14 protein-coding genes are annotated in these 25,955 nt (G+C 40.6%); 5 read left to right on the top strand and 9 right to left on the bottom strand.

Translation table 11 applies throughout. From position 1 onward, the window contains the following. Positions 1–2: 2 nt before the first annotated feature. Positions 3–12,614: an MARTX multifunctional-autoprocessing repeats-in-toxin holotoxin RtxA gene (gene rtxA, locus AB4503_RS08225; protein ID WP_372114256.1), complete on the top strand. Its 12,612-nt coding sequence runs from the start codon at positions 3–5 to the stop codon at positions 12,612–12,614. A gap of 1,076 nt (positions 12,615–13,690) precedes the next feature. Then, entirely contained in the window at positions 13,691–14,104 is a 414-nt protein-coding gene (yciA, locus tag AB4503_RS08220) for an acyl-CoA thioester hydrolase YciA (protein ID WP_017082562.1), read from the top strand. Positions 14,105–14,396: 292 nt separating this feature from the next. On the opposite strand, the gene AB4503_RS08215 is transcribed toward yciA, so the two are convergent. Together AB4503_RS08215 and AB4503_RS08210 are read right to left on the bottom strand one after the other, a co-directional pair. Next, positions 14,397–16,277, bottom strand: coding sequence for a methyl-accepting chemotaxis protein (locus AB4503_RS08215; RefSeq protein ID WP_102421101.1), 1,881 nt, complete (start codon positions 16,275–16,277; stop codon positions 14,397–14,399). 255 nt (positions 16,278–16,532) lie between these two features. Next, positions 16,533–18,038 (bottom strand): aldehyde dehydrogenase family protein, encoded by a 1,506-nt coding sequence (locus tag AB4503_RS08210; RefSeq protein WP_372114253.1) that lies wholly within the window; start codon positions 18,036–18,038, stop codon positions 16,533–16,535. A 379-nt stretch (positions 18,039–18,417) separates the two neighbouring features. Between AB4503_RS08210 and AB4503_RS08205 the strand changes: the two genes are divergently transcribed. Together AB4503_RS08205 and AB4503_RS08200 are read left to right on the top strand one after the other, a co-directional pair. Then, positions 18,418–18,813 carry a hypothetical protein gene (locus tag AB4503_RS08205; RefSeq protein WP_017082559.1) on the top strand — a complete coding sequence of 132 codons (396 nt, stop codon included), beginning with the start codon at positions 18,418–18,420 and terminating at the stop codon, positions 18,811–18,813. Continuing rightward, positions 18,803–19,060, top strand: coding sequence for a hypothetical protein (locus tag AB4503_RS08200; protein ID WP_017082558.1), 258 nt, complete (start codon positions 18,803–18,805; stop codon positions 19,058–19,060). The genes AB4503_RS08205 and AB4503_RS08200 overlap by 11 nt, the downstream gene beginning before the upstream one ends. 785 nt (positions 19,061–19,845) lie before the next feature. On the opposite strand, the gene AB4503_RS08195 is transcribed toward AB4503_RS08200, so the two are convergent. From AB4503_RS08195 to tpx, 7 genes are all read right to left on the bottom strand, one after another. Next, on the bottom strand, positions 19,846–20,826 hold the full coding sequence (locus tag AB4503_RS08195) for a GlxA family transcriptional regulator (RefSeq protein WP_372114251.1): 981 nt from the start codon (positions 20,824–20,826) through the stop codon (positions 19,846–19,848). Positions 20,827–21,032: 206 nt separating this feature from the next. Then, entirely contained in the window at positions 21,033–21,512 is a 480-nt protein-coding gene (locus tag AB4503_RS08190; RefSeq protein ID WP_017082556.1) for a hypothetical protein, read from the bottom strand. Next, a complete protein-coding gene (locus tag AB4503_RS08185; protein ID WP_231903591.1) occupies positions 21,496–22,272 on the bottom strand; it encodes a winged helix-turn-helix domain-containing protein in 777 nt (258 codons plus the stop codon). Before AB4503_RS08185 ends, AB4503_RS08190 begins: the two co-directional genes overlap by 17 nt. 17 nt (positions 22,273–22,289) lie before the next feature. Next, a complete protein-coding gene (locus tag AB4503_RS08180) occupies positions 22,290–22,805 on the bottom strand; it encodes a hypothetical protein (protein ID WP_017082554.1) in 516 nt (171 codons plus the stop codon). After that, positions 22,780–23,505 (bottom strand): transcriptional regulator, encoded by a 726-nt coding sequence (locus AB4503_RS08175; protein ID WP_372114249.1) that lies wholly within the window; start codon positions 23,503–23,505, stop codon positions 22,780–22,782. The genes AB4503_RS08180 and AB4503_RS08175 overlap by 26 nt, the downstream gene beginning before the upstream one ends. A gap of 589 nt (positions 23,506–24,094) precedes the next feature. Next, a complete protein-coding gene (locus AB4503_RS08170) occupies positions 24,095–24,703 on the bottom strand; it encodes a redoxin family protein (protein WP_372114247.1) in 609 nt (202 codons plus the stop codon). A 2-nt stretch (positions 24,704–24,705) separates the two neighbouring features. Further along, on the bottom strand, positions 24,706–25,203 hold the full coding sequence (gene tpx, locus AB4503_RS08165; RefSeq protein WP_017082551.1) for a thiol peroxidase: 498 nt from the start codon (positions 25,201–25,203) through the stop codon (positions 24,706–24,708). Between the two features lie 563 nt (positions 25,204–25,766). Between tpx and AB4503_RS08160 the strand changes: the two genes are divergently transcribed. After that, entirely contained in the window at positions 25,767–25,937 is a 171-nt protein-coding gene (locus tag AB4503_RS08160) for a hypothetical protein (protein WP_280605150.1), read from the top strand. Positions 25,938–25,955: the final 18 nt, after the last annotated feature.

Genomic DNA, 25,955 nt, shown 5'->3' with positions numbered 1-25,955 from the left:
TTATGGGAAAACCATTTTGGAGAAGTGTTGAATACTTCTTTACAGGGAGCTATACCGCTGACGATGGGGACAATAATATTGTTGCGACTAGTCTTATTGGCGGCGATATTCGAGCTTACGGCGGTGATGATCATATCACCGTCGCTTCAATTACTGCCACAGTTTATACGGGTAGTGGTAATGATACAGTCGTAGGCGGTGCGGCCCATCTAAAGGTAGAGGATTCTATTGGTAACCTTAGTGTAAAAGGTGCGGCTGGGTATGTTGATATCAATAAAAGTGGGGGTGGTGATGTCTCATTTGCCGGCCTTGCTGGTGGAGTTACTATTGACCACTTAGGTAATCGCGGTGACGTAAATTATGGAGGTGCAGCTGCATACAACGGTATAACCCGTAAAGGTCTAAGTGGTAATGTGACATTTGGTGGTGTTGGTGGTTACAACAGTCTTTGGCATGAAACAAACCAGGGTAACTTATCCTTTACGGGGGCAGGGGCCGGAAACAAACTCGACCGAACTTGGTTCAATAAATACCAGGGTTCACGTGGTGATGTGACATTCGATGGGGGCGGTGCGGCTAACAGCATTAGTTCACGAGTGGAAACTGGCAATATCACTTTCCGTGGTGTTGGTGCCGATAATCATCTGGTTCGAAAAGGTAAAGTTGGAGATATAACCCTACAGGGTGCAGGCGCATCAAATCGAATTGAACGTACACGCCAAGCTAATGACGTTTATGCTGAAACACGAGGGAACGTTACATTTGAAGGGGTTGGAGGGTACAACAGCCTTTACTCTGATGTCGCCCACGGAAATGTCAGTTTTTCCGGGGGGGGAGCCTACAATAATATTACCCGTAAAGGGATAGGTAAAGACTTCGACGGCGAAGGGATGGCGCATGTCAATGCCGATGAAATCGTGCTTACTCAAGCGGTACTAAGTGGAACTTGGATTGGCCAGGATCATCAAGTTACGGGTATAAAATCGACACGTGAGCCGAATACTTATCTGTTTGCTTTCTCGGATTCTAAGTACACCAAAATAAATAAAATTCAGCTGAGTAACGATCCTGAAACTGGAGAGCTTAAGTATTATTCTACCGCTTGGTACAAAGAAGGCGATCATTTAAGTAACTTAACGAGCCAGGATATTTCCTCTGAGAGCGGGTTTAACCCCGTTAAAGTCTATGGCGCATATACGCTGTCGGATTTGAAAGTTGAACACCAGAAAGCGGTGACTATTCACGCCGTTGAAAAAGACCTTACAGAATATGAGTGGGTGACCTACGCTAACGGTGCGGTGATTGATGCTAAAGACGTGTCATTATCTGATGCAAAAATGGGTGGGCATGCTATCTCTTCGGATGGCTCGACTGTCGATGTCAAAGCAGTTAAATCGAATCGAAAAGCAAACACGTACGTCTATGCAAAAGTCTTGGGGTCATACACAAAAATAGTTGTCGTCGAACTTGCAAACGATCCCGATACCGGAGTACTAAGGTATCAAGCTCGTCCTTGGTATAAAGAAGGCGACCACACCCAAAATTTGTCTAGTGAAGATATCTCTTCCGCAAACGGTTACAGCTCTGGGTACAAAAATGGTTACTCGTTGAGTCAGCTACAATACAGCGTTAATACGTTGAGAAGTACCAGTGAAATAGTAGCGGATATTGATGAATACAATGAACAATCATTGTTTAAGTCTGCTAGCGATGGTGGTGAAAGTTCAGGGGACGTTCGGTTCAATGGTGTCGGTGGCGGTAACGTCATCAAATCCAATGTGACACGCGGTAATGTCTACTTTAACGGTGGTGGTCTCGCCAACGTTATCCTTCACAGCTCTAAGTTTGGTGATACCGAATTTGTTGGCGGCGGCGCGGCTAACGTCATTGTTAAAAGTGGCGATGAAGGCGACCTCACTTTCCGTGGTGCTGGTTTAGCTAACGTGCTCGTTCATCAGAGCAAACAAGGGAAAATGGATGTCTACGCAGGCGGTGCGGTCAATGTATTGGTTCGTATTGGTGACGGCGAGTACTTAGCCCACTTACTTGCTTATGGCAATATTTCAGTTCACAAAGGTAACGGTAATAGTCGTTTGACTATGCTAGGCGGCTACAACACGCACACCCAAATTGGGTCTGGCAACGGGTTGTGGTTAGCGGTCGGTGGCTTTAATGTCATGACACAGGTTGGTAAGGGCGACATCGCTTCTGTACTTGTCGGTGGCGCGAATGTCATGACTAAAGTGGGTGACGGTGACCTCACGGCGGGTATGCTTGGTGGCGCCAATATCATTACTCATATTAGCGGTGATGATACGGCCTCAAATACGACCGCAGTCGCACTTGGTGGTGCAAACATCCTAACCAAAAAAGGCAATGGCAATGCGCTTGCCGTTATGGGAGGAGGCGCCAACGTACTTACACATGTTGGTGATGGCTCGACAACTGGCGTCATGGTTGGTGGGGCGAACATTCTAACCAAGGTGGGCGATGGCGATACCACAGGCATTATGTTGGGTATTGGTAACGTATTGACTCATGTTGGCGATGGCCAAACACTTGGCGTAATGGGTGCTGCGGGTAATATCTTCACCAAAGTAGGCGACGGCACTTCAATAGCCGCTATGATCGGCGTAGGCAATATCTTCACTCACGTTGGTGAAGGGAACGCGTGGGCGCTAATGGGCGGCCTAGGCAATGTATTTACCAAGGTTGGTCATGGTGATGCATTAGCGCTTATGGTCGCAGAAGCGAATGTCTTTACGCATATTGGTGACGGCACAACAGTCGCATTAATGATAGCAAAAGGTAATATCGCGACTAAGGTGGGTAATGGTACCTCGATAGCCGCGATGGTAGGTAACGCAAATATATTCACTCAAGTGGGTAATGGCAGCACGTTTACTGCAATGCTTGGCCAAGCCAATATCATGACGAAAGTGGGTAATGACCTAACTGCTGCATTAATGATCGGTAAAGCGAATATCTATACTCACGTTGGTGATGGCACAAGCTTAGGTTTATTTGCTGGCGAACTAAACGTGATGACGAAAGTGGGTAATGGCACAACCTTAGCCGCGATGTTTGGTAAAGCAAACATTATGACTCACGTAGGAGATGGTCTTACTGGCGTACTAGCCCTTGGTGAAGCGAATATCATAACGAAAGTCGGTGATGACTTCATGGGTGTTGTCGCAGCTGCGAAAGCAAACGTAGTGACCCATGTTGGTGATGCAACAACCGCAGCTGTGTTGGCGGGTAAAGGTAATATCTTAACCAAAGTTGGCGAAGGAACCACCGTTGGTTTACTGATATCAAAAGTGGGCAATGTCATGACCCATGTGGGGGATGGTACGACTATTGGTTTGGCGAAAGGTAAAGCTAACATCATCACAAAAGTGGGCGATGGATTAGGCGTTAACGTGGCCTGGGGACAAGCAAATATCTTCACTCACGTTGGTGACGGTGATCGATACAACTTCGCCAAAGGTGAAGCGAACATCATCACCAAAATCGGTGATGGCCAAGAAGTTTCTGTGGTTCAAGGTAAGGCGAATGTCATTACTCACGTCGGTAATGGCGATGATTACACGGGAGCTTGGGGCAAAGCGAATATCATTACGAAAGTGGGTGATGGCCGTAATGTTGTTTTAGCGAAAGGTGAAGCGAACATCGTTACTCAAGTGGGTGACGGAGATAGCTTCAACGCACTTTGGAGCAAAGGCAATATCGTCACTAAAGTCGGTGATGGTATGCAGGTCACGGCGGCAAAAGGTAAAGCCAATATTACGACAACCGTGGGTAATGGCCTGAGTGTAACGGCGGCCTATGGTGATGCGAATATCAACACCAAAATTGGTGACGGTATTTCAGTGAACGTTGCATGGGGCAAATATAACGTTAACACCAAAGTGGGTGACGGTCTCAATGTTGCGGTGATGAAAGGCAAAGCAAACGTGAATATTCACGTAGGTGATGGCTTAGGGATTAACGCTTCTTATGCCAGAAATAACGTTGCTATCAAAGTGGGTAACGGTGATTTCTATAGCCTAGCCGTCGCGTCAAGTAACACGAGCAGCAATAAGCTTTCCGCACTGTTTGATAATATTAAACAAACTCTTCTTGGAGTGGGTGGCAGCCAAGCGATTAATTACCTAGTTCAAGGTGATGAAGCTTCTTCATCAGGAATTCAGAAAGGACGAGGTGCTATTTCAACGCCTGAAATCACTAAACTTGATGGTTTCGACTTAGATGAAATCGAAGAAGTGGGTTCCGATCTAGGAGACGGTTTAAGTGGAAGCGTGACCAACGTTGAAACGCCTGATCTCAGCAACATGGAAAATGAACTCAACATCGAAGAATCTTCAAATCAAACGCAAACACCTAACTTGATCGTCAATGGTGATTTTGAGCAAGGTGGTCTGGGATGGGAATCGACTCACGGTGTTGAAGTTGCCTCTTCAAGTAAGGATTATGGCGTAAGTGGTGATGGTCATGGTTCACTTGTTACAGAGCTAGATACTTATACTAATACAAGTCTTTCTCAAGATTTAACGGATTTAGCGGAAGGTGAAGTCATTGCGGTTAGCTTTGATTTTGCAAAACGTGCAGGTATTTCAAGCAACGAAGGCATAGAAGTTCTCTGGAACGGTAATGTTGTATTCTCAACTTCTGGCGATGAAGCAGCTTGGCAACAAAAAACACTTAAGTTGACTGCGAATTCTGGCAGCAACCGAATAGAATTTAAAGGCACAGGCCATGATGATGGGTTGGGCTATGTTTTAGATAATGTTGTGGCGAAATCTGAAACATCACACCAAGCTAATGCTGTTGCCGATAATGCGGAACAAAATCAAGCTGCGCAAAATGCAATGTCTGACAAAGAACGAGCGGAAGCCGATCGTCAACGCTTAGAGCAAGAAAAGCAGAAACAACTTGAAGCCGTATCGGGTTCTCAGGCTCAATTAGAATCCACCGATCAAGAAGCATTAAAGAGCAATGGGCAAGCGCAGCGTGATGCTGTGAACGAAGAGTCTGAAGCGGTAACTAAAGACCTGACGACATTGGCCCAGGGACTTGATGTGCTGGATAACAAAGCGGTTTATGTAGGTGAATCTGGTGAGCATTGGCGCAACCATTTCGCAGACGGTCTTTTAGAGGATGCTCAAACCAAATTAGGTCAGGCTAAAGATGTTGCTGGGGAAAGCATCATCGCTGCGAAAAAAGCGCACGTAGACAACCAAAAAAGTGTCAACGATTCTGTGGCGAAATCAGAAGCAGGCGTTGCGAAAGGCGAACAGAATCGCTCTGGTGCAGAGAAAGATATTGCGAATACTAAAGCCGACGCTGATGCGCGTAAAACAGACGCCACTACGAAAGCTAATGAAGCTAAACAAGCTGAATCGAATGCGAATAATTCAGCTAGAGACGCTGAAGAACGTGGTAATCGTGATGCAAGAAATGCTGAAAACAAAGCGGATCAAGCACAAGCGGATGCGAAAGGTTCAAAGCAGAACGAAGAGGATCGTCCTGATCGTCAAGGTGCTGTGGGCAGTGGACTTTCGGGTAAAGCACGCAGAATAGAAGGTGCAGGCGTCACGGGTAACCATGTGAATGCCAACAACAAGTCAAGCGCCGATGGCCGATTCAGTGAAGGATTGAGCGAGCAAGAGCAAGAAGCGTTAAACGATGCTGTTCAAGCCGTAAACCGACTACAAATCAATGCAGGTATTCGCTCTAAAAATACCGGAAGAGCTATCACTTCCATGTTCACTGAGAGCAATACCGACAGTATCAGAGTTGTAAATCGAGCATCACAAGATGTAAACCGAAAAGATATTCGCATTTCAGGTGTCAATCTTCACGGGCTGGGTGAAGCGGCTGACACTTCTTTAGCTGTAAGAAAAGGCGTAGATGGTTTTGACTTCTCATTGCTTGGCTCTAATGATGCAAGATTTGTCGATTCGACTAAGCGACACATTGGCAAGCTTTTAACGGATTTACCTAGTAAAGAGTTGAAAGTGGTAAGAAGTAACATTCAGTCAATTCAGCGTACCCCATCTGAAAAGAATCTTGCTGCCTTAGAGTTGGCTCTTCACCAGTGGCAGAAAAAAAATCCAAAAGAGTTCGCTCAACGTGGTGAGTTAGTTAAGACACTCCAATTTGAAATGGTGTCGCTGCAAAGCCATATTCAGAGGAACCGTTCGAAGGACGCCAATGTCTTTGGTATTGCAATTGATCCGAAAGCTGTTGAAGCGTTTGAGTCTAAGCTCGTGTTTGACGGTATTGGTCGTGTGGTTGGTTTGGTTGAACCTTTGACCGAGCACGAAATCAATAGCTTAAAGTCGTTCGGAGTGGTTTCACCGACTCTGACGAATTCAACTTCAGAGAGAGATGCGCCAAAAACTGAAAATGAGAGCCTTATTGAATTTATTTATAAGCTAGGTCAGATAGAGACTACTGAAACTTATGCGAATGAAATACATGAGTTAGTAGAGCAAGCTAAAACGCTATGGATGAGCGGAAGTGTGACTCAAGAGAAAGCGGTTAAGCTGTTTAGCGAGGCTCATGAAAAGTTAGCAGAACACCCTAAACTGCAAACGCTGGCAAATAAATTACTGGCTGATGCAAAGAAAGATAAAGCGACAGGTCAATATCTTGATAATTTGTTTGGCCGTCGTTTTGACTCTGAAATAGCTCATGAGTTGGTGAAAACACCGACAGAACAAGCGATTAATACTTCAGTTCAAATCGGAACCAGTTTAGTTAATGATTTTGACGAATGGATACATGGCTTGCTGCCGGATGCGGGAGACGATGTGTTGCGCGCTGAGCGAATCCAGACAAAAATGGAAGCGTTTGCAGAAGAGATCGCTAAAGACAAGCGTCCATGGTTTAGTCGCGTCCCGACCTTAACTCAATTCCTTGAAACACCGAATTATGACAACTTCAAAACTATGATGACACAAGTTGATGATGGTTTCGGTGTTATAAAAGTTCCTTTCCTGGCTGTGAAAATGGCAATTACCCCTGGTTTGGGAATGGAAATGGCCCCGTGGAAAGCTGAAGGGGACCGTTTCTATCGGAATGTTATCACCAAGGCTCGTTCAACTGATGCGGTAATATCATCAGGGGTTGAAGGTGAAAACAAAGTTACCCTTATTGAAAAGAAAACCAGTGATTATGGTACGGCGCTTCAATATCAACCGAAAGGTGATAACTACGATGACTTTATAGAAGGCCGCAGTGTCGCAGATGGTCGAATTCTTACTCCGGGTAAAAAGACAACATTCGAAAGTAATGCCTTGAATAATGGTCTGCCGGTAGTGACGGGCGCGTCGGGTTCAACCAATATCATGACGCACCTGAACCAACATATTGCGAGTAAGAATCCAGGATTCTCTGTTGATCAAGCTTACCTAAACACCTTGTCTTTCTTAGTTTTTGACGGCGGTCACTCAGTCAACGAAAGCCTTGCTGTGTACAAAGCTTTGCAGGAAACGGGAGAGGATCGCAAAAAAGTATTGGAAAGCTACACCGCCAACTATCAGGATCTGATAGACCTAGTTGATGATAGCTCAAAGGGCACAGTGCGCGATGCGCTGGACAAGGCATTGGATAAAACGCTTAAGTTCTACAAAGAGCATGCTAATTCTGCATCAGATGAACCAGGGGAAGTGTTACCAGTTAAGAGGGCGACAAGTGACAAAGTTGCGGATCTTGAATCATTAGGAAAAAAGACCGGATTAAAAGTAGATTTATCTCAAGTATTTACGAAGCAAGAGCTGAAAGATAGAGCGAAAATTTTTGCTAAACCGATTGGTGCTTCTTATCAAAGTATCTTAGACCAAGTTGATTTGGTGCATCATTCCAATGGTCAAGAGCAGATGAGCGCGAGCTTTGAACTTTGCAATAAGATTAACGCTTATTTAGCTGAACATCCAACCTCCGGTCGTAATCATGCACTAACGCAATTGAAAGAGCAGGTAAGTACTGAGTTATTTAAAGGGGAAATGAAAGTTACCCAAAAGGCCATTGACGCTATTGCAAAGACACGCCCCGAACTTGCCGCTGACATTTATATGGTGGCGATCGAGGAAGCCAATGGTGAACATGCGGGTCTAACCGAAATGATGGTCCGTTGGGCAAATGAAGACCCGTATTTATCGCCAAAGCAAGGATATAATGGAGAGACTCCGAAGGATTTGGGCTTTGACGCTAAATATCACATCGAACTTGGCGAACATTATTCAGACTTCAAACAATGGTTGGAAAAATCACAGGCGAACGATTTACTAAGCAAAGCTGTCTTGGATGAAGCGACGAAAACTGTCCACTTGGGTTACAGTTACCAAGAGCTTCAAGACTTGACCGGGGTTGAGTCTGTTCAGATGGCTTTCTATTTCTTGAAAGAAGCAGCTAAGTCGTCGGATCGGAGCTCCGGCGATTCAGCTGAAATGATCTTGCTAAAGAAATTCGCAGACAGAAACTATGTTTCTCAAGTTGAAGCCGGTCGAATGGATCAAATTAAAGGTATTTACCACAGTAGTCATGAGACAGATGTTGAGAGCTGGGATCGCCAATATTCTGGTATTGGATACGAAGACCTAAGTAAGAAACTTGCCGAAAAGAAGAATGTCGAAGAGCAGCTTTCTCTACTTCTAAATGACCGTAAAGGTCTTTTAATTGGCGAAGTACATGGCAGCGATGTTAATGGTTTGCGCTTTGTTAATGAGCAAATGGATGTACTCAAGAAGCAAGGTATCACTGTCATTGGTCTAGAGCACCTGCGTTCGGATCTTGCGCAGCCACTGATTGACAATTATCTGGCTACTGGTGTGATGTCCAATGAATTAAGTGCAATGCTCAAAACTAAGCATATAGACGTTACTTTGTTTGAAAATGCACGTTCAAATGGTATGCGCATTGTTGCTCTTGATGCGAATATTACGGCTCGCCCTAACATTCAAGGGACAGAGCATGGGTTGATGTATCGGGCTGGAGCTGCAAATAATATAGCGGTAGACACGTTGCAAAAATTGCCAGCGGGTGAAAAATTTGTTGCTATCTATGGGAGAGCACATTTGCAATCTCACAAAGGCATTGAAGGGTTTGTTCCTGGCATTACCCATCGTTTAGGTTTACCGGCACTTAAAGTGAGTGAAACGAACCAATTCAAGATTGAGAAGGATGATGTGAGTCTACGTGCTGTTTACGAAGATGTCGTGAATAAACCAAAGATTGTTTTCACTAGCTCCTTAAGTGGAGAGGACGGTCATGTTAATAATAAACATGTTGATAGTTGGAAGCGTGTTGAAGTTCTACCTCAAACGGGTGGCGGGGAAACTCGATTTGATGGACAAGTTATTGTTCAAATGGAGAACGACCCTGTGGTGGCTAAAGCTGCGGGGAACTTAGCAGGTAAACATCCTGATAAGAGTGTGGTAGTTCAACTTGATTCAGACGGAAACTATCGAGTGGTGTTTGGTGACCCCTCGAAGCTTGATGGAAAGGTTAGATGGCAATTAGTTGGTCATGGCCGTGGTGATTCAGAAAACAATAATATGCGCATGAGTGGTTATAGTGCTGATGAATTAGCAGTCAAGCTTGCTAAATTGAATCAAGCCTTCAGTGGATCAGGAAGCATCACCACTCAACCTGATCATATTAGCGTCGTGGGCTGTTCTTTAATTAGTGATGACAAACAGAAAGGCTTTGGTAAGCAGCTTATTAAAGCGATGGATATAAATGGAATTCGTAGCGATGTTTCAGTCCGGAGCTCAGAGGTTGCGGTTGACTCAACTGGTCGTAAACACACTCGTGATGCTAATGGCGACTGGGTACAAAAAGCGCCACAACACAAAGTTACATTTAGTTTGGATGCTCAAGGTGAAGTGACGACGAAAGAAGAGCGTATTCGAAATGGCATTGCTGAAGGAAACATTAATCTTTCTCACGTTGGTATGAGCAAGACGGACGAGTCTGTCCGTGGGGCTATTGGTGAAAACAACAATGTTTTTGAGGCACCAGAAAAAAGAAAAATAAATCAAGGAACCTCCTCAACTTCAGGAAACAGCAATCAGCTCAGCTACTCTGGGAACATCCAAGTGAATGTGGGCGATGGCGAGTTTACCGCGGTGAATTGGGGCACATCTAACGTTAGCATTAAAGTGGGCACTGGTGGCTTTAAGTCATTGGCATTTGGTGATAACAATGTGATGGTTCATATCGGTAATGGTCAGAGCAAACACAGCTTCGATATCGGTGGCTATCAGGCTCTGGAAGGTGCGCAGATGTTTATCGGAAATCGCAACGTGAGCTTCAACTTAGGACGAAGCAATGATTTGATTGTGATGCTGGATAAATCGATCCCAACCCCACCACTTGTTAACCCGTTTGATGGGGCCGCTCGTATTTCTGGAGTTCTGCAAGGTATAGCAAATTCGGGCAAAGGCAAAGATTGGGTTTCTGCTCAAAATCAACAGTGGACATTGTCAGGCGCGAAGAAGTTCGTTAAAGATATGTCTGGTTTAGATCAAAGTAGCAGTGTTGACTATGACACTCTTGTGAGTTTGGATTCGCAAAATGGACGTAGTAGCCGAGGTTTGAAGAATGACACTGAAGCTGTTCTGAACAAGAAGTTCAACAAATGGTTAGGTGGTAATGACACCAGTGCAAACAAACTAAGTCGCGCAGATAAGTTTCGTCAAGCGAATGAGAAGTTAGCATTTAACTTCGCTGTTGGTGGTCAAGGTGCGGATATTCAGGTCACGTCGGGCAATTGGAATTTTATGTTTGGTGACAATATCCAGTCTATCCTTGATACCAATCTAGGTTCTTTGTTTGGCTTAATGACACAGCAGTTCTCTGCAACAGGTCAAGCGAAAACAACCTTCACATATAACCCTAAAGATTTACCCCGACAGTTAAAGAATAAACTACTTGGCCAGTTGTCTGGTGTGGGTGCGGATACGACACTTGGGGACATCTTCGGTGTGGATTACACCGCATCTGGGCAAATTCTTGCTCGTAATGGTAAGCCGGTAGACGGGGTTGCAATCCTCAAAGATATGCTGGAAGTGATTGGTGAGTTTAGTGGTGATCAACTTCAAGCTTTCGTCGATCCTACTAAGCTGTTAGACGATTTGAAATCGGGAATTGATATGGGCGCAGATGGCCTTAAGTCGTTCGCAGAAACTCATGGTTTGAAAGAAAAAACGCCAGAAGAGAAAGAGGATAAAGCATCAGTTTCCGTTAATGGGACCAACGTAAATGGTGTTCAAAAAAGTCGCGATGAGGCTACAACGCCTGAAAAAACCCCGAAAAAAGATCGTGCATTTGGTTTTAATTCGTTCAGTCTACCTAACTTGTTTACGACTATCTTTAGCCAAGATAAGCAAAAAGAGATGAAATCGTTGGTAGAAAACCTGAAAGGGAACCTAACGAAAGATCTACTGAATATGAAAGAAAAAACATTCGATTTCTTAAGTAAGAGTGGTCATTTAAAAGGGGATGGTGATGTCCATGTTTCTCTAGGAAACTATAACTTCAACTGGGGTGGCGACGGCAAAGATTTAGGGGCTTATCTAGGGGATAACAACAACTTCTGGGGCGGTCGAGGTGACGATGTGTATTACGCAACTGGTACATCCAATATTTTTACCGGCGGTGAAGGTAATGATATGGGCGTTCTTATGGGGCGTGAAAATATGATGTTTGGTGGTGAAGGTAATGATACTGCTGTGGTCGCTGGACGAATTAACCATGTTTTCCTTGGTGCTGGTAATGATCAAGCATTTGTCTTTGGGGAAGGTGGACAAATTGATACCGGAACAGGGCGAGATTATGTTGTGACTTCTGGTAATTATAACCGCGTGGATACAGGTGATGAGCAAGATTACTCAGTTACGATCGGTAATAACAACCAAGTAGAGTTAGGTTCGGGGAACGACTTTGCCAATGTCTTTGGGAACTATAATCGTATCAATGCTGACACTGGTAACGATGTGGTCAAGCTGTTGGGTTATCACGCAGTGTTGAACGGCGAGGAAGGGGACGATCACTTGATTGCAGCGGCCATGTCAAAGTTCAGTCAGTTCAATGGCGGTGAAGGACATGATTTGATGGTACTTGGTGGATACCAAAATACATTCAAAGGTGGGACTGGTGTCGACAGTTTTGTCGTGAGCGGTGATGTTATCGACAACCTTGTTGAAGACATCCGTAGTGAAGATAAGATTGTGTTCAATGGCATTGATTGGAATAAACTGTGGTTTGAGCGTAGTGGTTATGATTTAAAACTTTCTATATTACGTGATCCTGAAAGCGATACTAACCAAGCGAAGTTTGAACATATTGGTTCTGTCACTTTCGCTGATTACTTCAATGGTAATCGTGCACAGGTTGTTGTTGATATGAGAGATAAGGATGCGAAAGGTGAACGAGATTATACCGCGTTATCTGCCACCTCGATTGACGCATTGGTTCAAGCTATGAGTGGTTTTGCGCCTCAGGGTGGCGACAATGGCTTTATGGATAACCTTGATAGTAAGTCTCGAGTTGCTATCACTAAGGCATGGTCCGATGTTTCTAGAGGGAAAAACGCTTTTGCATAGCTAATAAACTATAATTTCAAACATTAATCTAAGCCGTCTTCTTTTTGAAGCCGGCTTTTTTATTTTAATTCTCATACAATGATTGATTTAACTTCATCTGGAAAGCATTTTTAAAGTGTCTGATTGTTAGGTGGTTAAGGCATACGTTGTTGCATAGATCGAGTTGGTGGTAATATCATCGCGTAATATGTAAGAGTGGTTATGTTACTCTGTATTAATGATGCGTGATTAAAGTATGGAAATGTGCGATACGCCATGGAAAGCGACGTAGAGGGTTTGACGACTCAGATAATGCTCTTCTATGAAAAAGAGCATCATATCTCCCGCTTCGAACGCTACAAGATTTCATTGATTCTCTGTTTTTAAAGTGTTTGGCGAGGACGAATAGAAAGTCAGAAAGTACGGCCATGAAAACGGAGAACTTGGCGAACGCTCTATCTCACAGTGGATGTAGGTACGCATGAAATCTTTGTGTAGAGGTAAACCTCGTCGATGTAGTAATAGTGTAGTGCTGCCAACATTACTTAATCTACCTCGAAGAAAGAGCAATGATATGTCAGGTAACGGAGCTTGTGATACGAAGGTGTACCATTAAGTACTGCCCCGAAAAGGTATTATTCCGTTAACCTCACAGCGTAAAAATACAAGTAACTGGGAGCCTGGGCATTCGAGATATGACGCAATAGGAGTGTTAAAAAGTGATGCAATAGCCCAGTGGAAAGTTCACTCCGATTATCACGTTCGAGCAATATTTGAAACAGTAATTTTACGATCTAAGGGGGTCACTAGTGGTGAATGAGCTTGAGGAATTAGAATTCTCCGGTAGGTTGTTAGTATGTTTTTATGCATATGTACCTTAGTCAGCTAATTTTCCTATAGAGCTTAAAGGTTCCGACTTTCCGATTAATGAGCTAAATCAATCTTAGAATGTGGCTCAATCCAGCATCGATGTTAATGGAATAAGAAGTGCATAACAACAGTATCAAAATCTGTGAAAAATAAAACATTTTCAAAGCTGAATTTTAAACTTAAATATGGTTAAATATAAGAATATATTTAAAATATAGGAATATATCTTGCGTACTTCAATCAATACTAAACAAAAACCAAAAGGACAGCTTCTTTTACGTACTCTTTCTATGCCTGCAGATACTAATGCGAATGGTGATATTTTTGGGGGGTGGATAATGTCACAGCTTGATTTAGCTGGAGCAATCCTAGCTCAAGAAATATCTGGAGGACGGATAGCAACAGTTTCAGTATCAAGTATCACTTTTAAAAAACCAGTAAAGGTTGGTGATGTCGTTTGTTGTTATGGTGAATGCGTTAAAATTGGTAGAACATCAATGTCGATTGATTTAGAAGTTTGGGTAAAACCTATTCAAGAAGATAAGGTTAATCTAAGATTCCAAGTATGTGAAGCTAATTTTAATTATGTAGCTATAGATTTGTCAGGGAAGCCAAGACTGGTTCAAAAATTTTCTGATTAAATAGCTTGAGGCTTTAGTTATATTAAACTATTAACATTCAACGGTGAACTATAGTTACTTTTTTAAATGAAATATTTAAAGCTATCTTTGGAAGTTAGGTTTTTAATTGGCTAAGTAAGATGGCTAAAAATTGGCGATGTTTAAATATTACTTATGAAGAGGGAAGAGGGGGAGCTGGCGATCTTATCCATATCAATGGAAAACATGAATATCAAAGAATAATATTGTCTTGGATTGATTTAGTTATGGGCAGGCTAACTAGTGTTTGACTTCGTTAGACCTGCCTAGATATTTATACTTTAAAAATGGTTAGTTCGTTTTTTTGAGATTCTGCTAAGAGCGCTAGCTCATTTGATGCCTGTAGTGTTTGATTAACTGATGAAACGTTCTGCTGTACCAAATCGAAAGCTCGTACTGCGTTTTTTGAAATTTCTTCAGTGACGTTGTATTGCTGTTGGGATGCATTGGCTACGAGTGTATTTATATTAGAGATTGACTCGATTGTTGTAGATATCTCTTCAAATGAAGACTTTATCTGATCAGCTAGAAATACGGATTTCTTGATTAATAACACGTTCTCTCCCATATTCCGGTTCGCTTTTTCAGATTGAATTTGCAATTTTTCGATGATACCTTTAATGCTGATGGTGGAGGTTTGCGTCTTTGAGGCTAAGTTCCTTACCTCATCAGCGACTACAGCAAACCCTCGTCCAGCTTCACCGGCTCGGGCTGCTTCTATTGCAGCATTGAGTGCTAGTAAATTTGTTTGTTCTGAGATGGCGTTTATAACCTCTATAACAGTTCCGATCTCCTCCGCAAATTCACTCAACTCTTCAATAATTCGAGCTGTACTACTAACTGAGTTATTAATTTCATTGGTAAAGTTTAGGTTTTCATTCAATATTTTGATACCATGTTCAACATTATTTTGGCTTGCTCGTGTTTCTTCTTCGGCCATTGTTGCTTTATCACTTACTTCTAGTGAGGATGTCGAAAGCTCGTTAATAGCAGTAGATATCTGTTCAACTTGAGATAGTTCATATTGAACGTTTTGTATTGTATCTGACATAACTACAGTGAGTTGTTGTGAGGCAGATGAGACATTCTCTGCAATTCCATGTGAATTTTTAATCAAATTAGATAGTTGTTCAGAAAAATTAATGAGTGAACGATATATCCCTGTTTCATTCCCTGTTTTTTTTATATTTTGACGAAGATTTCCTTTAGCCATGGATTCCATCAACAAAGCAATATCTTTAGGAGAACCGCCAACAGGTTTTAAGACCAATATGTGTATAATAAAAAATAAGATACCAATAGAAGAAATTATACACAGTAATCCGGTGAGTATAGAGATGAAAACTTGGTCATTAACTCCTTTGTTTATAATATTATCTTTGGTAAAAATTACATACTCCCACCCGTTGATATCTAGTTTGCTCCAAAAAGCAGTATAATCTACATCTTTTCGTCCGATTCGATTTGTATATGATAATTCTGGGTGGTTATTATCAAATTTTTTAAATGTAGGGTTTTCTAAGAATATATTACTTCCTACTTGTTCTTTATTAGGTGAGGTTATTATTGTCCCTTCTTCCGTATATAGGAAAACATCGTCTCTACCTATAATATCTTTTAGTATTGATCCTTTTTTTATGCTACTAATTATCGCGATATCTTCATTTATCTTATACACTATACCGAATACGACCTCTCCCGAAGTTGATGAAGTATAAGGCTTTGAAACATAGAACTCTTTACCTTTCTCGAATGTTTCGATAAAATAATCACGTTGAATTTTTTTAACATTAACTTCTGTAATTTTTCCAGACATATCGTAAAGCGAACCTTCACGGTCAAAAAGGAAGACACCGATACTAATATTACCAAAAATATTATGAATTGATTGCAGTTGGTTAGTAAGGTTAGAGGATAAACTACCATTTCTATAACTATCATCATCTATTTTTATTGAAGACAAAATGTGTTTGTAAATTTCTAGTTTTTCTGTCATCTTTCCGTTAATTGTTGAGTTTTTCTCATGAAGTATCTCCTTGTTTAATCGAATACTTTCATTGTGGAAAGACCAAAAATTCAAAGATGCGATGATTAAAATAATCATTGTGATGATTAGAACCATTGAACCTATGACTTGTAATTTAAATTTATGCACATTGTTTTTCCATTATTTTCTGCTAGATTTATTTTTAATAATAATTATTTCTTCTAAGGTGAGGTATCCTTTGAAGATCAACCAAATAAAAATATTGAACGGGTTTGCATTCTCTATAATTCGTTTCTAAGTTAGGTTATTGTCAATTTAGAGCTACTTTTATTAACCATTTTGTTATGATACCAAGCCATTGAAAATTATTATTCTGATAAAAATATGCCCGATAAACCATCGGGCAGAGGAGCAGTTGAATAATTAGAAGAAGCCTAAGGGATCAATGCTATGGCTTACGATGATATTTTTGGTATTTTGGTAATGATCGAGCATCATTTTGTGTGTTTCTCGACCAATGCCGGATTTTTTGTAACCACCAAATGCAGCGTGAGCTGGATACGCGTGGTAGCAGTTGACCCAAATTCGTCCAGCTTGGATATTTTTCGTCATATGTGAAATCAGATTGTTATCACGTGTCCATACCCCTGCACCTAATCCATACTCAGTACCGTTAGCGATAGCCAGTGCTTCTTCAGAGTCTTTAAATGTTGTAACAGCAACGACTGGACCAAAGATCTCTTCTTGGAAAATACGCATCTCGTTAGTTCCTTTGAAGAGAGTTGGCTCGACAAAGTAGCCATTGTCTTCATAACTCTTACCGCCAATAAGTAATTCAGCGCCTTCTTCATGACCAAGTGCGATATATTGACGGATTTTGTCAAACTGCTCTCTTGAAACCTGTGATCCGACTTGTGTATCGGTATCGAGCGGGTTTCCTTGTTTGATCGTTTTCATGCGAGTCTGTAAACGCGAAATGAAGCGATCGTAAATAGATTCTTGAATCAGAACTCGCGAAGGGCACGTACAAACTTCACCTTGATTGAAGAAAGCCAGTAGTACGCCTTCGATACACTTATCTAGATAGCTGTCTTCGTGATCAAATATATCAGCCATAAAGATGTTTGGAGACTTACCACCTAGCTCGACTGTTGATGGGATCAGGTTATCAGCGGCGCACTTAAGGATATGTTGTCCAACTTCAGTCGAACCAGTAAAGGCGATTTTTGCAATTTTTTTGTGTGTTGCAAGCGCTTGACCCGCTTCTGAACCATAGCCATTAACGATATTTATTACACCAGCAGGTACGAGATCTTCGATGAGTTCCATGAAGAACAATATCGATGCAGGAGTTTGCTCTGCTGGCTTCAAGACAACGCAACAACCTGCAGCCAGAGCTGGTGCTAGTTTCCAAGCCGCCATCAAGAGTGGAAAGTTCCATGGAATAATTTGTCCGACAACCCCAACAGGTTCAGGAAAGTGGTAGGTCATGGTTTGCGAATCCAGCTCTGAAGCAGAGCCTTCTTGGGCTCTAATGCATCCAGCAAAATAACGGAAATGGTCGACTACCAGAGGAATATCAGCGGCGAGCGTCTCGCGGACAGGTTTCCCGTTATCCCAGGTTTCAGCAATAGCAAGCATCTCAAGATTCTGTTCAATACGATCTGCGATCTTTAGTAGTATGTTCGAACGCTCAGTAACTGATGTTGAAGCCCAATCGCTTTTTGCACCATGTGCAAAATTAACTGCTAAATCGATATCTTCTTGAGTCGAAGCCGGAATTTCGCAAATTACTGAGTGGTTGATTGGAGAGGTGTTCGTAAAATACTTTCCATGTTTCGGTGCGATCCATGCTCCTCCAATGAAATTTTGATATTGTGGTTTGAAATCAACAATTGAGTTCTCAGTTCCAGGTTGTGCGTATAACATTGTCAGTTCCTTTTTTAAGATTCTGTGCATTATTATCTACTTGCCCAGAAAAAATAAAATAAGAAACCTCGTCCATAGATTTAGTTATTTTTAAATTTAACCACATAAACTCAATGGTTTATGTGTAAATGGTCGCAGTTAAAGTCCTAAATGTAAGGGGTATGTGTCGTTTTTCTAATGGTATTGAATCTATGTAGACCAACTCAGTTAATATGGATAAAAAGCATTACCTCCATTGCATGGTAAGCAAATAGGACATATATATCCTATTTTCTGGACGTAATAGTGAGGTCTTTTTTATAATCCCATGATATTTATCGTATTTTTTTATTGGTGCAATTGGTTTCATTATTTTATTTTAAACATATAACGTTAACATATGAGGGACGAGAACAATGAACTAGAGGAATACAAAGTGTATCAAGAACTGAGCCAACTACTAGATGATATTGGGTATGCATTTGATAAGCATGAACTGAAAATATGTACTATCAGAGCTCAAAAAAACAAAGTAATAAAAGCGATGCTTGTAACGGCAAAAGAACTGAATTTTGACATCTCGTCAAACCTGTCGAAAAGCGTATTGTCGGCAATAGTTAGTCAAGACGAAGTTAGCGAGCAACAAGCTATTAGCGTTTTGACGAAATATGTACTTGGCGATAATACGGTCCGAAAAGAAATGAGAGAGAGCCTTTTCCTTGCTATGGTGAGGGAAAGCGAAGAGTTTCACATTGTTATGCTACTGAATGGAGAAGGGGTTAATCGTGTTATCTGAAGAAATGCTCCATGAAAGAACTAAAGAAGCACTGCGATGTGCGCGTTTGCTTGAACTTGATACTTCAAAGCAATTTATTAAAATATGCATGAGCGCTTGTGTGGCAGATACTCGTATTCATATTAATAATATTGGTGAAGTTCTCAGTAATTCAATTGCTTACCCAAGTAGACTCTTATCTGGTGCATATGAAACCAGTGAACTTCATCAGTCGATAACCCCTGTCCTAGATAAACTTTCTCAATAGTATTTTATCGGTGGTAAAGATGGTTATCCTGAGGTCAATCAAGAGTCGTCGTTTGGTCCTGATCTGACAGTTTTGTTTTTTAATCGGCGCTTGTCAGATTGAACCTAAGGAAGATTATTTTCACTCAGTTCCATTTACTAGCTAACAATGTATCAACTGAATGTTGGTGGCAACTTATTTCCCTTTGATGAGTAACCATGTTCATTCGTCTTGAGTTTTTGTCGTTATTACCTGTTTTTACTTGTCCATGTTGTCAGGGCTTTTAGCGTCTTGTAAACAAATCAGTCGACTTTGTTTCTCTTTTCCTTCTTGTATCTAGTTGCACATTCTCGTGTCACTAGGTCTATCACTTTATACTTCATTGACTTTTTCGAAGTGGGTTAAGTAATGTTGTTAGCGCCTTATTATCATCGTCACTGACATTAACGAGGTTTAACTTAGCGCTAAGGACCTCCTATCGATCCACATTGATAACGAGATTTGGCTTTCGCCAAGTCATCCGTGTTTCTTGGCTTTCTAGGCGCCCCAATCAAAGACTTTAATGTCTTCAGATTCGATGGTGTATGACGAATATTAAAACGAGATTAAGTGTGGTGTGGCGTCGTTGAACGCTTGCAGATACAAGCGTGGGCGGGGATAGATAAACTTTTTAAATGTTGAATTGATGAGGGCTCTAGAGCGAGAGTTACCTATTTTGTCTTGGATTGTGGATTAAGAATCTCAATTAATTCGGGTAACTCCCTTCTTTTAAACTAAGAAGTTAGGTTCAACGAAAATTTAAATGATTAAGCCCCACCAGTCTGTGTCGTTTTGCGATATTCTGTGGGTGTCATGTCGTAAAACTTTTTAAACAGCGATCGAAAATGGTTTGTGTCACTGTAACCGACCTGCTGGGATATTTGTTCTATATTTAGGCGCGTAGTGTCCAATTTTTCTCTAGCTAATGCTACTCGAATACGTTGTATGTAACTCATTGGAGATTCGCCAGTTGCTGCTTTAAAGCGACGTTTCATTTGTCTTTCACTCAAAAAGATTTTTTCTGCACACATAGCGACAGAGAGCCTGCTAGGGTCTTCATTATGCATCCATTCTTGTAATCGATTAATCAAACCGTCACTGTGCTGTTGGTATTGAACAAAACTTGTTAAAAAAATTCGCTTTATTTTCGAAATATCGCCTCCCAAATATTGTTCACATTTTATTCTTTGGGCGGTGCCCAACAGAGCGTCAATTAACAAGATTGTTGCGGCGAAGTATTCTTTAATACCAGAGGTGCATATATATCTGCCTTCATGAGTAATTTTTAAGTGTGGTTTGAATTTTACTTGGGGGAATTGCTTGCGAAAATCTTCAGCATATACCCAATGTGTAGTAGCGCTTCGTTTGTTTAAAACCCCAAGCTCCGCCAGAAGAAAAGCCCCTGTACATAAAGAGAGAACAAACTCAGACTGCGCGATTTGTTTTTGTAGCCAAGACTTAACCTCTTCGGATAAGACATAATACCCTTTACTTATATCACCACATGCGCCTATTAGCAAAATATCGGTCTGTTCGACGGATGCCCAATGTGTATTACAGTTAATTATGAGTCCTCCAAGAAATTGAGTGGGCTCACCTGTAACGGATACATAACTAACCTGTGGGGTAGGTAATCCTGCTTGTATTGAAGCGATGGTCAGCATTTCGATTGGTCCCGAAATCGCTGTGATTGGGCTTCCTTCCAACAAGAGTGCAGTGATCTTTAAAGGTTCTCTTTTGTTGCTCATGAGTATTGTATTTCTCGGACATGTCTTATTTGCTAGTACTATGTCCAAAAAACCTTAAAAACACTAATGAACAAATCCAAATTTTACAACACTTACCGTTGACCGTAATTTTACAAAATTAAATTAACTCATTGGTATTAAAGGGTTTATTTTAAACACATTTAGTTATAACTAAATGTGTTGGTTGATTAGGTTAATTACTCTAATTAATCTGCAGTGATACACTGGACACTGCTGGTTAATAAACTGGAATAACAAAATATATATTTGTCTTGATACAAGGTCTGGAAAAATTGTTCCGAGGAATCGTTAATCAAGTGGGCTTCAGCGAAGTCGAGTTCGGTGGAGGGAATGTAGTTTGAGCTACGTAGTACGTTGGTCGTCGAAAAAAGGTTTATGCCCCAAAAATAAACTGAGTAATAAACGTTGAGAGCCTTGTTTTCTCCTTCGGATAGTGTGCTCGAATGGATATCGTGGACTCCTCCCCACCGATGATCAACGGTAATAACTTCTTTGAAGGTATCGACTTCAAATTTTGTATATGTACGACCGCGAGAAAACAACATGGTGTTGTTTCGACCATCGAGGAATGGAGGATGGTTAAGGTTATTCATCCACGAGAGCAGCGCAATGATGAGTGTATTTGCCAACACCAGCCAAACGATGGCTTTACTGACATTGTTCATTAATGGCCTCTTTTACTTGCTCGATTGAATAATCTCGGGAAAAACTAAAATTCATTGTGTGACGTTCATGCAAATTGTTAGGTTGGTAAACACACGATATATACAATTGCTCGGGGTTTTCAGAAATATATAGCATACGCAAATCACTTGAGTATCTCCGTTTGAGATCCTTGAAACGTTGACTTCCATTTTTAGTATTCGTAAAGTAATACGTTACCCCCAAATACTCACGCTGATTCCATTGGAGACGATCTGTGGTGCTATTGTAATATATGATCCGTGCTAACCAAGTAATGCTAAGTAGCAACAAGAGTGAGAGAATCAATAAAATAAATTTTTGAAGGTATTGTAGATGAGCTGATAGACCAATCTTTTCTTGATGCTCTAGTTGGGGAGTGTCTTGGGGTATTTCTGAGCAAGAGGTTGATAAGTTGTCTTGTTCAAGAGCTACAGGCATCTCAAGACTTATGAGGTCGCTAACCACCGAATAACCATGTCTAGGTACAGTTTTTATAATATTTTGTTGGCGGCCATTATCTCCTAAAGCTATGCGTAGGTGAGCTATGGATTGCGTTAAACTCGCTTGAGAGACGACACGCCCCGGCCAAGCCGCGTTTATTAAGGCGTTTTTTGAAACAGTTTTTCCTTGATATTGACATAAAAGCTCTAAAATTTTGCAATCTGTAGAGTGCAATTTTTTGCTCTTCCCATTACTTTGGTTAGTTAGTTGATGCCGAAGTGTTGGATTAAATGTCCACATGCTATGCTGTTTTCTTCTCATTGAAGGCGATTTTTTTCTTTATCTTTAGATATATTGACACATTGAACTGAGCTGTTCGACAGTTGGATGTAGCAATATTGGTATGGGGTTTCTCGCAAAGTTTGAAAAATTTCTTCGCCCCCGTCAAAAAGGACATGTTGCTCCGGCAAATCGAAATATTCTGACTCTGGAGCGTCAACCAGCTTATTGATGTATTTTATTGAATAAATAGATTTTGGCCAAAAGGTAATAAGGAATTGTGTATCAACCTTTTTCCCATTGCCGAAATGGATAGAAGTAAGTAAGAGAAATCGGTTCCATAGATAAGGTTTTAAGTGGTAGTCGATTTTTCTGTATTTATTGTCTCCCATTGTCTCACCGTAAGTCAGAATCGTTTTACTTATTTGGGTAGTAGCGTTTTTAGCAAAACTAGGAATAAACGATGCGTTCAGAAAGATTTGAATAGGAAACAAGGCAAGTAAAAAGACAACGCCAAGTCTGTAGCGCTTATTGGCATTTTTGTACAATATCATTACTAGTTCTCTCTATAGCGCGCTTAATATCAATGGAGAAGTTGATGCTTTGGCCGTAAGGTGATGAGGAATTCTGGTGAATGCAACTTACATAAATCCTAGTTTTATTTGAAGTGATATAAAAATTCACATTGTTCAAATCAGGGTGTCTAATCAGTTGTTCTAGGAGCTGTTGACTATGGAAATCGTTGTTCTTGATCGTAAAAGTGTTGGTTTGAGAGTTCAACCTTGACATGTTCAGTTTAGGTTCGCTTTGTGAAGGGATGAACAAAAACCAAAACAGTAACAAGTTCATACTGACTAATAAAAGTATTACTCCAACTTGCCAAGAACACCTAAGTTTAAGAGCTCGTATCTTATCAGGGCGCCCAGTATAGGATTGGTCTTGGTTGGTTAAAGCTAGAGCTATTTTATTCTCAGCGACAAAGTAGCCGGCTTTAGGTACGGTTCGAATGATACATTGCGCTTCCGCTGTATCATCTAAAGCTAGACGTAATGAAGCAATACTGTGTGTGATACTGGCATCTGAAACACATTTTCCTAGCCAAATTTTTTTGTGAATTTCTGACTTAGTTACGACTCGATGTTTATTCGAAAGTAAGAGCAATAACAACTGGCTTTCTGTATGGGTTAGTCTCTTTTCTTCGCCTGATATTTTATTTCGAAGTTGAAAGCACTCCTGAGGTCTAAAGTCCCACATAGATATCTGTTTTACCTATACTTGCTATTGTCTTGAAATGAAATGATACAAATTTACCAAATTATTCAATAGACAACAACTAAGAAAACAATATAACCCTGGTTTCATAATTAAAATTGTTTATAAAAGTTAGGGTAATTTTGGTTTGTTCTTTTATCGAGAACCTGAAAGGTATGCCTAAAATAAGTAGAGTTACTTTCATTTATGTGTGTTGTTTCATTGAGGTGCTTTAGTGCCTCATCCAGTGAGGTCGTATGCATGACACCCAAAGCTTAAATATTTGGTTCAATATGCTTTTTAATCTATGGGGTTGTATCGATGCGGTCATGGATAGAGGTCGTGAAATTAGGGTAGATATTATTTAATGAAATGATGAAGTGCCATATCGTATTTTGATTTTATAATTCTCAATCGAAATTTCCCCTATTATTAGTTCTAGTATTGACACTTCTTTTGGTTTGATAGTTATTAATGAGATGAAAATTAACAATCCTACATAAACGTTTGCTTTTTAATCATTGATTTTTAATTGTTAGAATGGGGATTTTATTGATATAAGAGGCTGATGCCTCTTATATCTTATTGGTATCTAGCGGCTTTTTAACGCTATTTTTACGGCTCGCTCTAAACTAGGGATAGTTGTAAGTTCAGGTACTCTTTGGGTATAAATAATTTGGTTATTTATACCCACAACAATGATACTTCGACTAAGCAAACCTAACTGCTTAATTTGAGTCCCTGTATTTAGGCCAAACTTATGTTCTGAAGAGTCAGAAAGATATGTCGCCCCGTCAAGAGAGTACTCTTTAATGAACCGTTGTTGAGCGAAAGGAGTATCGGCACTCACTGCATAAAATTCAATACCTTGAAGTTTGTGACTGTTGTTTTCTATGTATTGAGAAAGTTCTATAGCTTGTTGAACACAAACCGGCGTGTCAACAGATGTTAATATGCTATAGACTTTGATCGATTTACTTTTCGCACTGGTATCATAGCTTCCTAAATCTGAAGTCAGCATCTTAGCCGAAGGCATTAAATCACCTACTTCTAATGGTGTACCAATCAGGTCAAACTTTGTTGTTTTATCAAGTGTGACGACTTGAGCCGCTCCAAACTCAGCATCGTCTTCAGTAGTTTCAAACTTTGCGAAGGCGTTTATTGAATATAGGGTAGCAGCAACAATAAGTAGTTTACGCATGATTATGATAAAGCCGCTAGTGCTGATTCATAGTTTGGTTCAGTAGTAATTTCAGAAACCAATTCACTATGTGTGACCATACCATCCTGACCAATAACGATAATAGCTCTAGCAGCTAACCCTTCAAGCGCACCTTCATTTAAGTTTACACCGTAGTTTTCAGTGAATGATGACTCTCTGAAGAAAGAAGCGGTTGTTACATTATCAATGCCTTCAGCACCGCAAAAACGGTTCATAGCAAATGGTAAGTCGGCAGAAACACATAATACGATTGTATTGTTTAAATTAGCGGCTTTCTCGTTAAATGTACGAACGCTTGCAGCACAAACTGGGGTGTCAATGCTAGGGAAAATATTTAATAAGACATTTTTCCCTTTTAGGCTTTCTAAGGTTAGGCTATTTAATTCTTTGTCGCAGAGAGTAAAACTTGGTGCTACTTGATTAGGTTTAGGAAATAGACCTGAGATTGAAACGGGGTTACCTTGAAAAGTTATAGACATGTTAATACCTTTTTATTGTTTATTTTTTGGTTAGAAATTATTGAGCGGCGAGATAGTAATTTGATATTTATAAATAACAAATCCGATGTGTTGTATTCTATTTGTTATTATTTAAGATTCTAATAAATAAGATGTTAAGTCCTAAATGCCCATTGTTTTAGTCCGATTTGAACGGCTTGGTTGGTGTATGATTTAATTTTTTCTGTGGAGTTTCTGAAGAGTGTTCGTATTTAGGTGTGTTTTCGAAAATTGAATATTATTCATAGGGAAAGAACGTGATTTTTTACGTTGTTTTTTGATTCTTTAACGATGAGCGAGCTGTATTCAGGAATTAGTATTCATTCCTAAACAAAGAACCCCCAGTCATGCTGTTTTAGTTGGTCAACTTTCAAAGACAGCGTGACTTCTTACATTTACAATGAAATTAGGCCATAGATTAAATTCATTGTTATATTTTGATAGTTTCTAACTATCCTATACCACGATTTTGCAGTCACGCTCGCTAGTCCTGTTGTATATAATCTTGAAAATAAAGACAAAACTGACAATCGAAACACAGGGAAATGAAAAAAACATTTGTACTTGCACTCGTTATTTCGACTCAGATCTTAGCGAATGGCTTTCCAGCCAATGATTATGAATGGAAGTTAAATGTTACTGAAGACTGGGCATACATTAAAGCAGACAATGGCTTAACTATGGTTGAAGATTTTGAACAAAAAGCCAACGCTTAATTAGATGAATTAGATGAA

Source organism: Vibrio sp. 10N.222.55.B11 (assembly GCF_041473705.1).
In the GTDB taxonomy this organism is placed as follows: domain Bacteria; phylum Pseudomonadota; class Gammaproteobacteria; order Enterobacterales; family Vibrionaceae; genus Vibrio; species Vibrio crassostreae_C.
This window is presented reverse-complemented; position numbering and strand designations above follow the sequence as displayed.

Coding starts and splice junctions, on each gene's coding strand:
- rtxA (WP_372114256.1), top strand. CDS start 3: ATGGGAAAACCATTTTGGAGAAGTGTTGAATACTTCTTTACAGGGAGC.
- AB4503_RS08210 (WP_372114253.1), bottom strand. CDS start 18,038: ATGTTATACGCACAACCTGGAACTGAGAACTCAATTGTTGATTTCAAA.
- AB4503_RS08205 (WP_017082559.1), top strand. CDS start 18,418: ATGAGGGACGAGAACAATGAACTAGAGGAATACAAAGTGTATCAAGAA.
- AB4503_RS08195 (WP_372114251.1), bottom strand. CDS start 20,826: ATGAGCAACAAAAGAGAACCTTTAAAGATCACTGCACTCTTGTTGGAA.
- AB4503_RS08190 (WP_017082556.1), bottom strand. CDS start 21,512: ATGAACAATGTCAGTAAAGCCATCGTTTGGCTGGTGTTGGCAAATACA.
- AB4503_RS08185 (WP_231903591.1), bottom strand. CDS start 22,272: ATGTGGACATTTAATCCAACACTTCGGCATCAACTAACTAACCAAAGT.
- AB4503_RS08180 (WP_017082554.1), bottom strand. CDS start 22,805: ATGATATTGTACAAAAATGCCAATAAGCGCTACAGACTTGGCGTTGTC.
- AB4503_RS08175 (WP_372114249.1), bottom strand. CDS start 23,505: ATGTGGGACTTTAGACCTCAGGAGTGCTTTCAACTTCGAAATAAAATA.
- AB4503_RS08170 (WP_372114247.1), bottom strand. CDS start 24,703: ATGCGTAAACTACTTATTGTTGCTGCTACCCTATATTCAATAAACGCC.
- tpx (WP_017082551.1), bottom strand. CDS start 25,203: ATGTCTATAACTTTTCAAGGTAACCCCGTTTCAATCTCAGGTCTATTT.
- AB4503_RS08160 (WP_280605150.1), top strand. CDS start 25,767: ATGAAAAAAACATTTGTACTTGCACTCGTTATTTCGACTCAGATCTTA.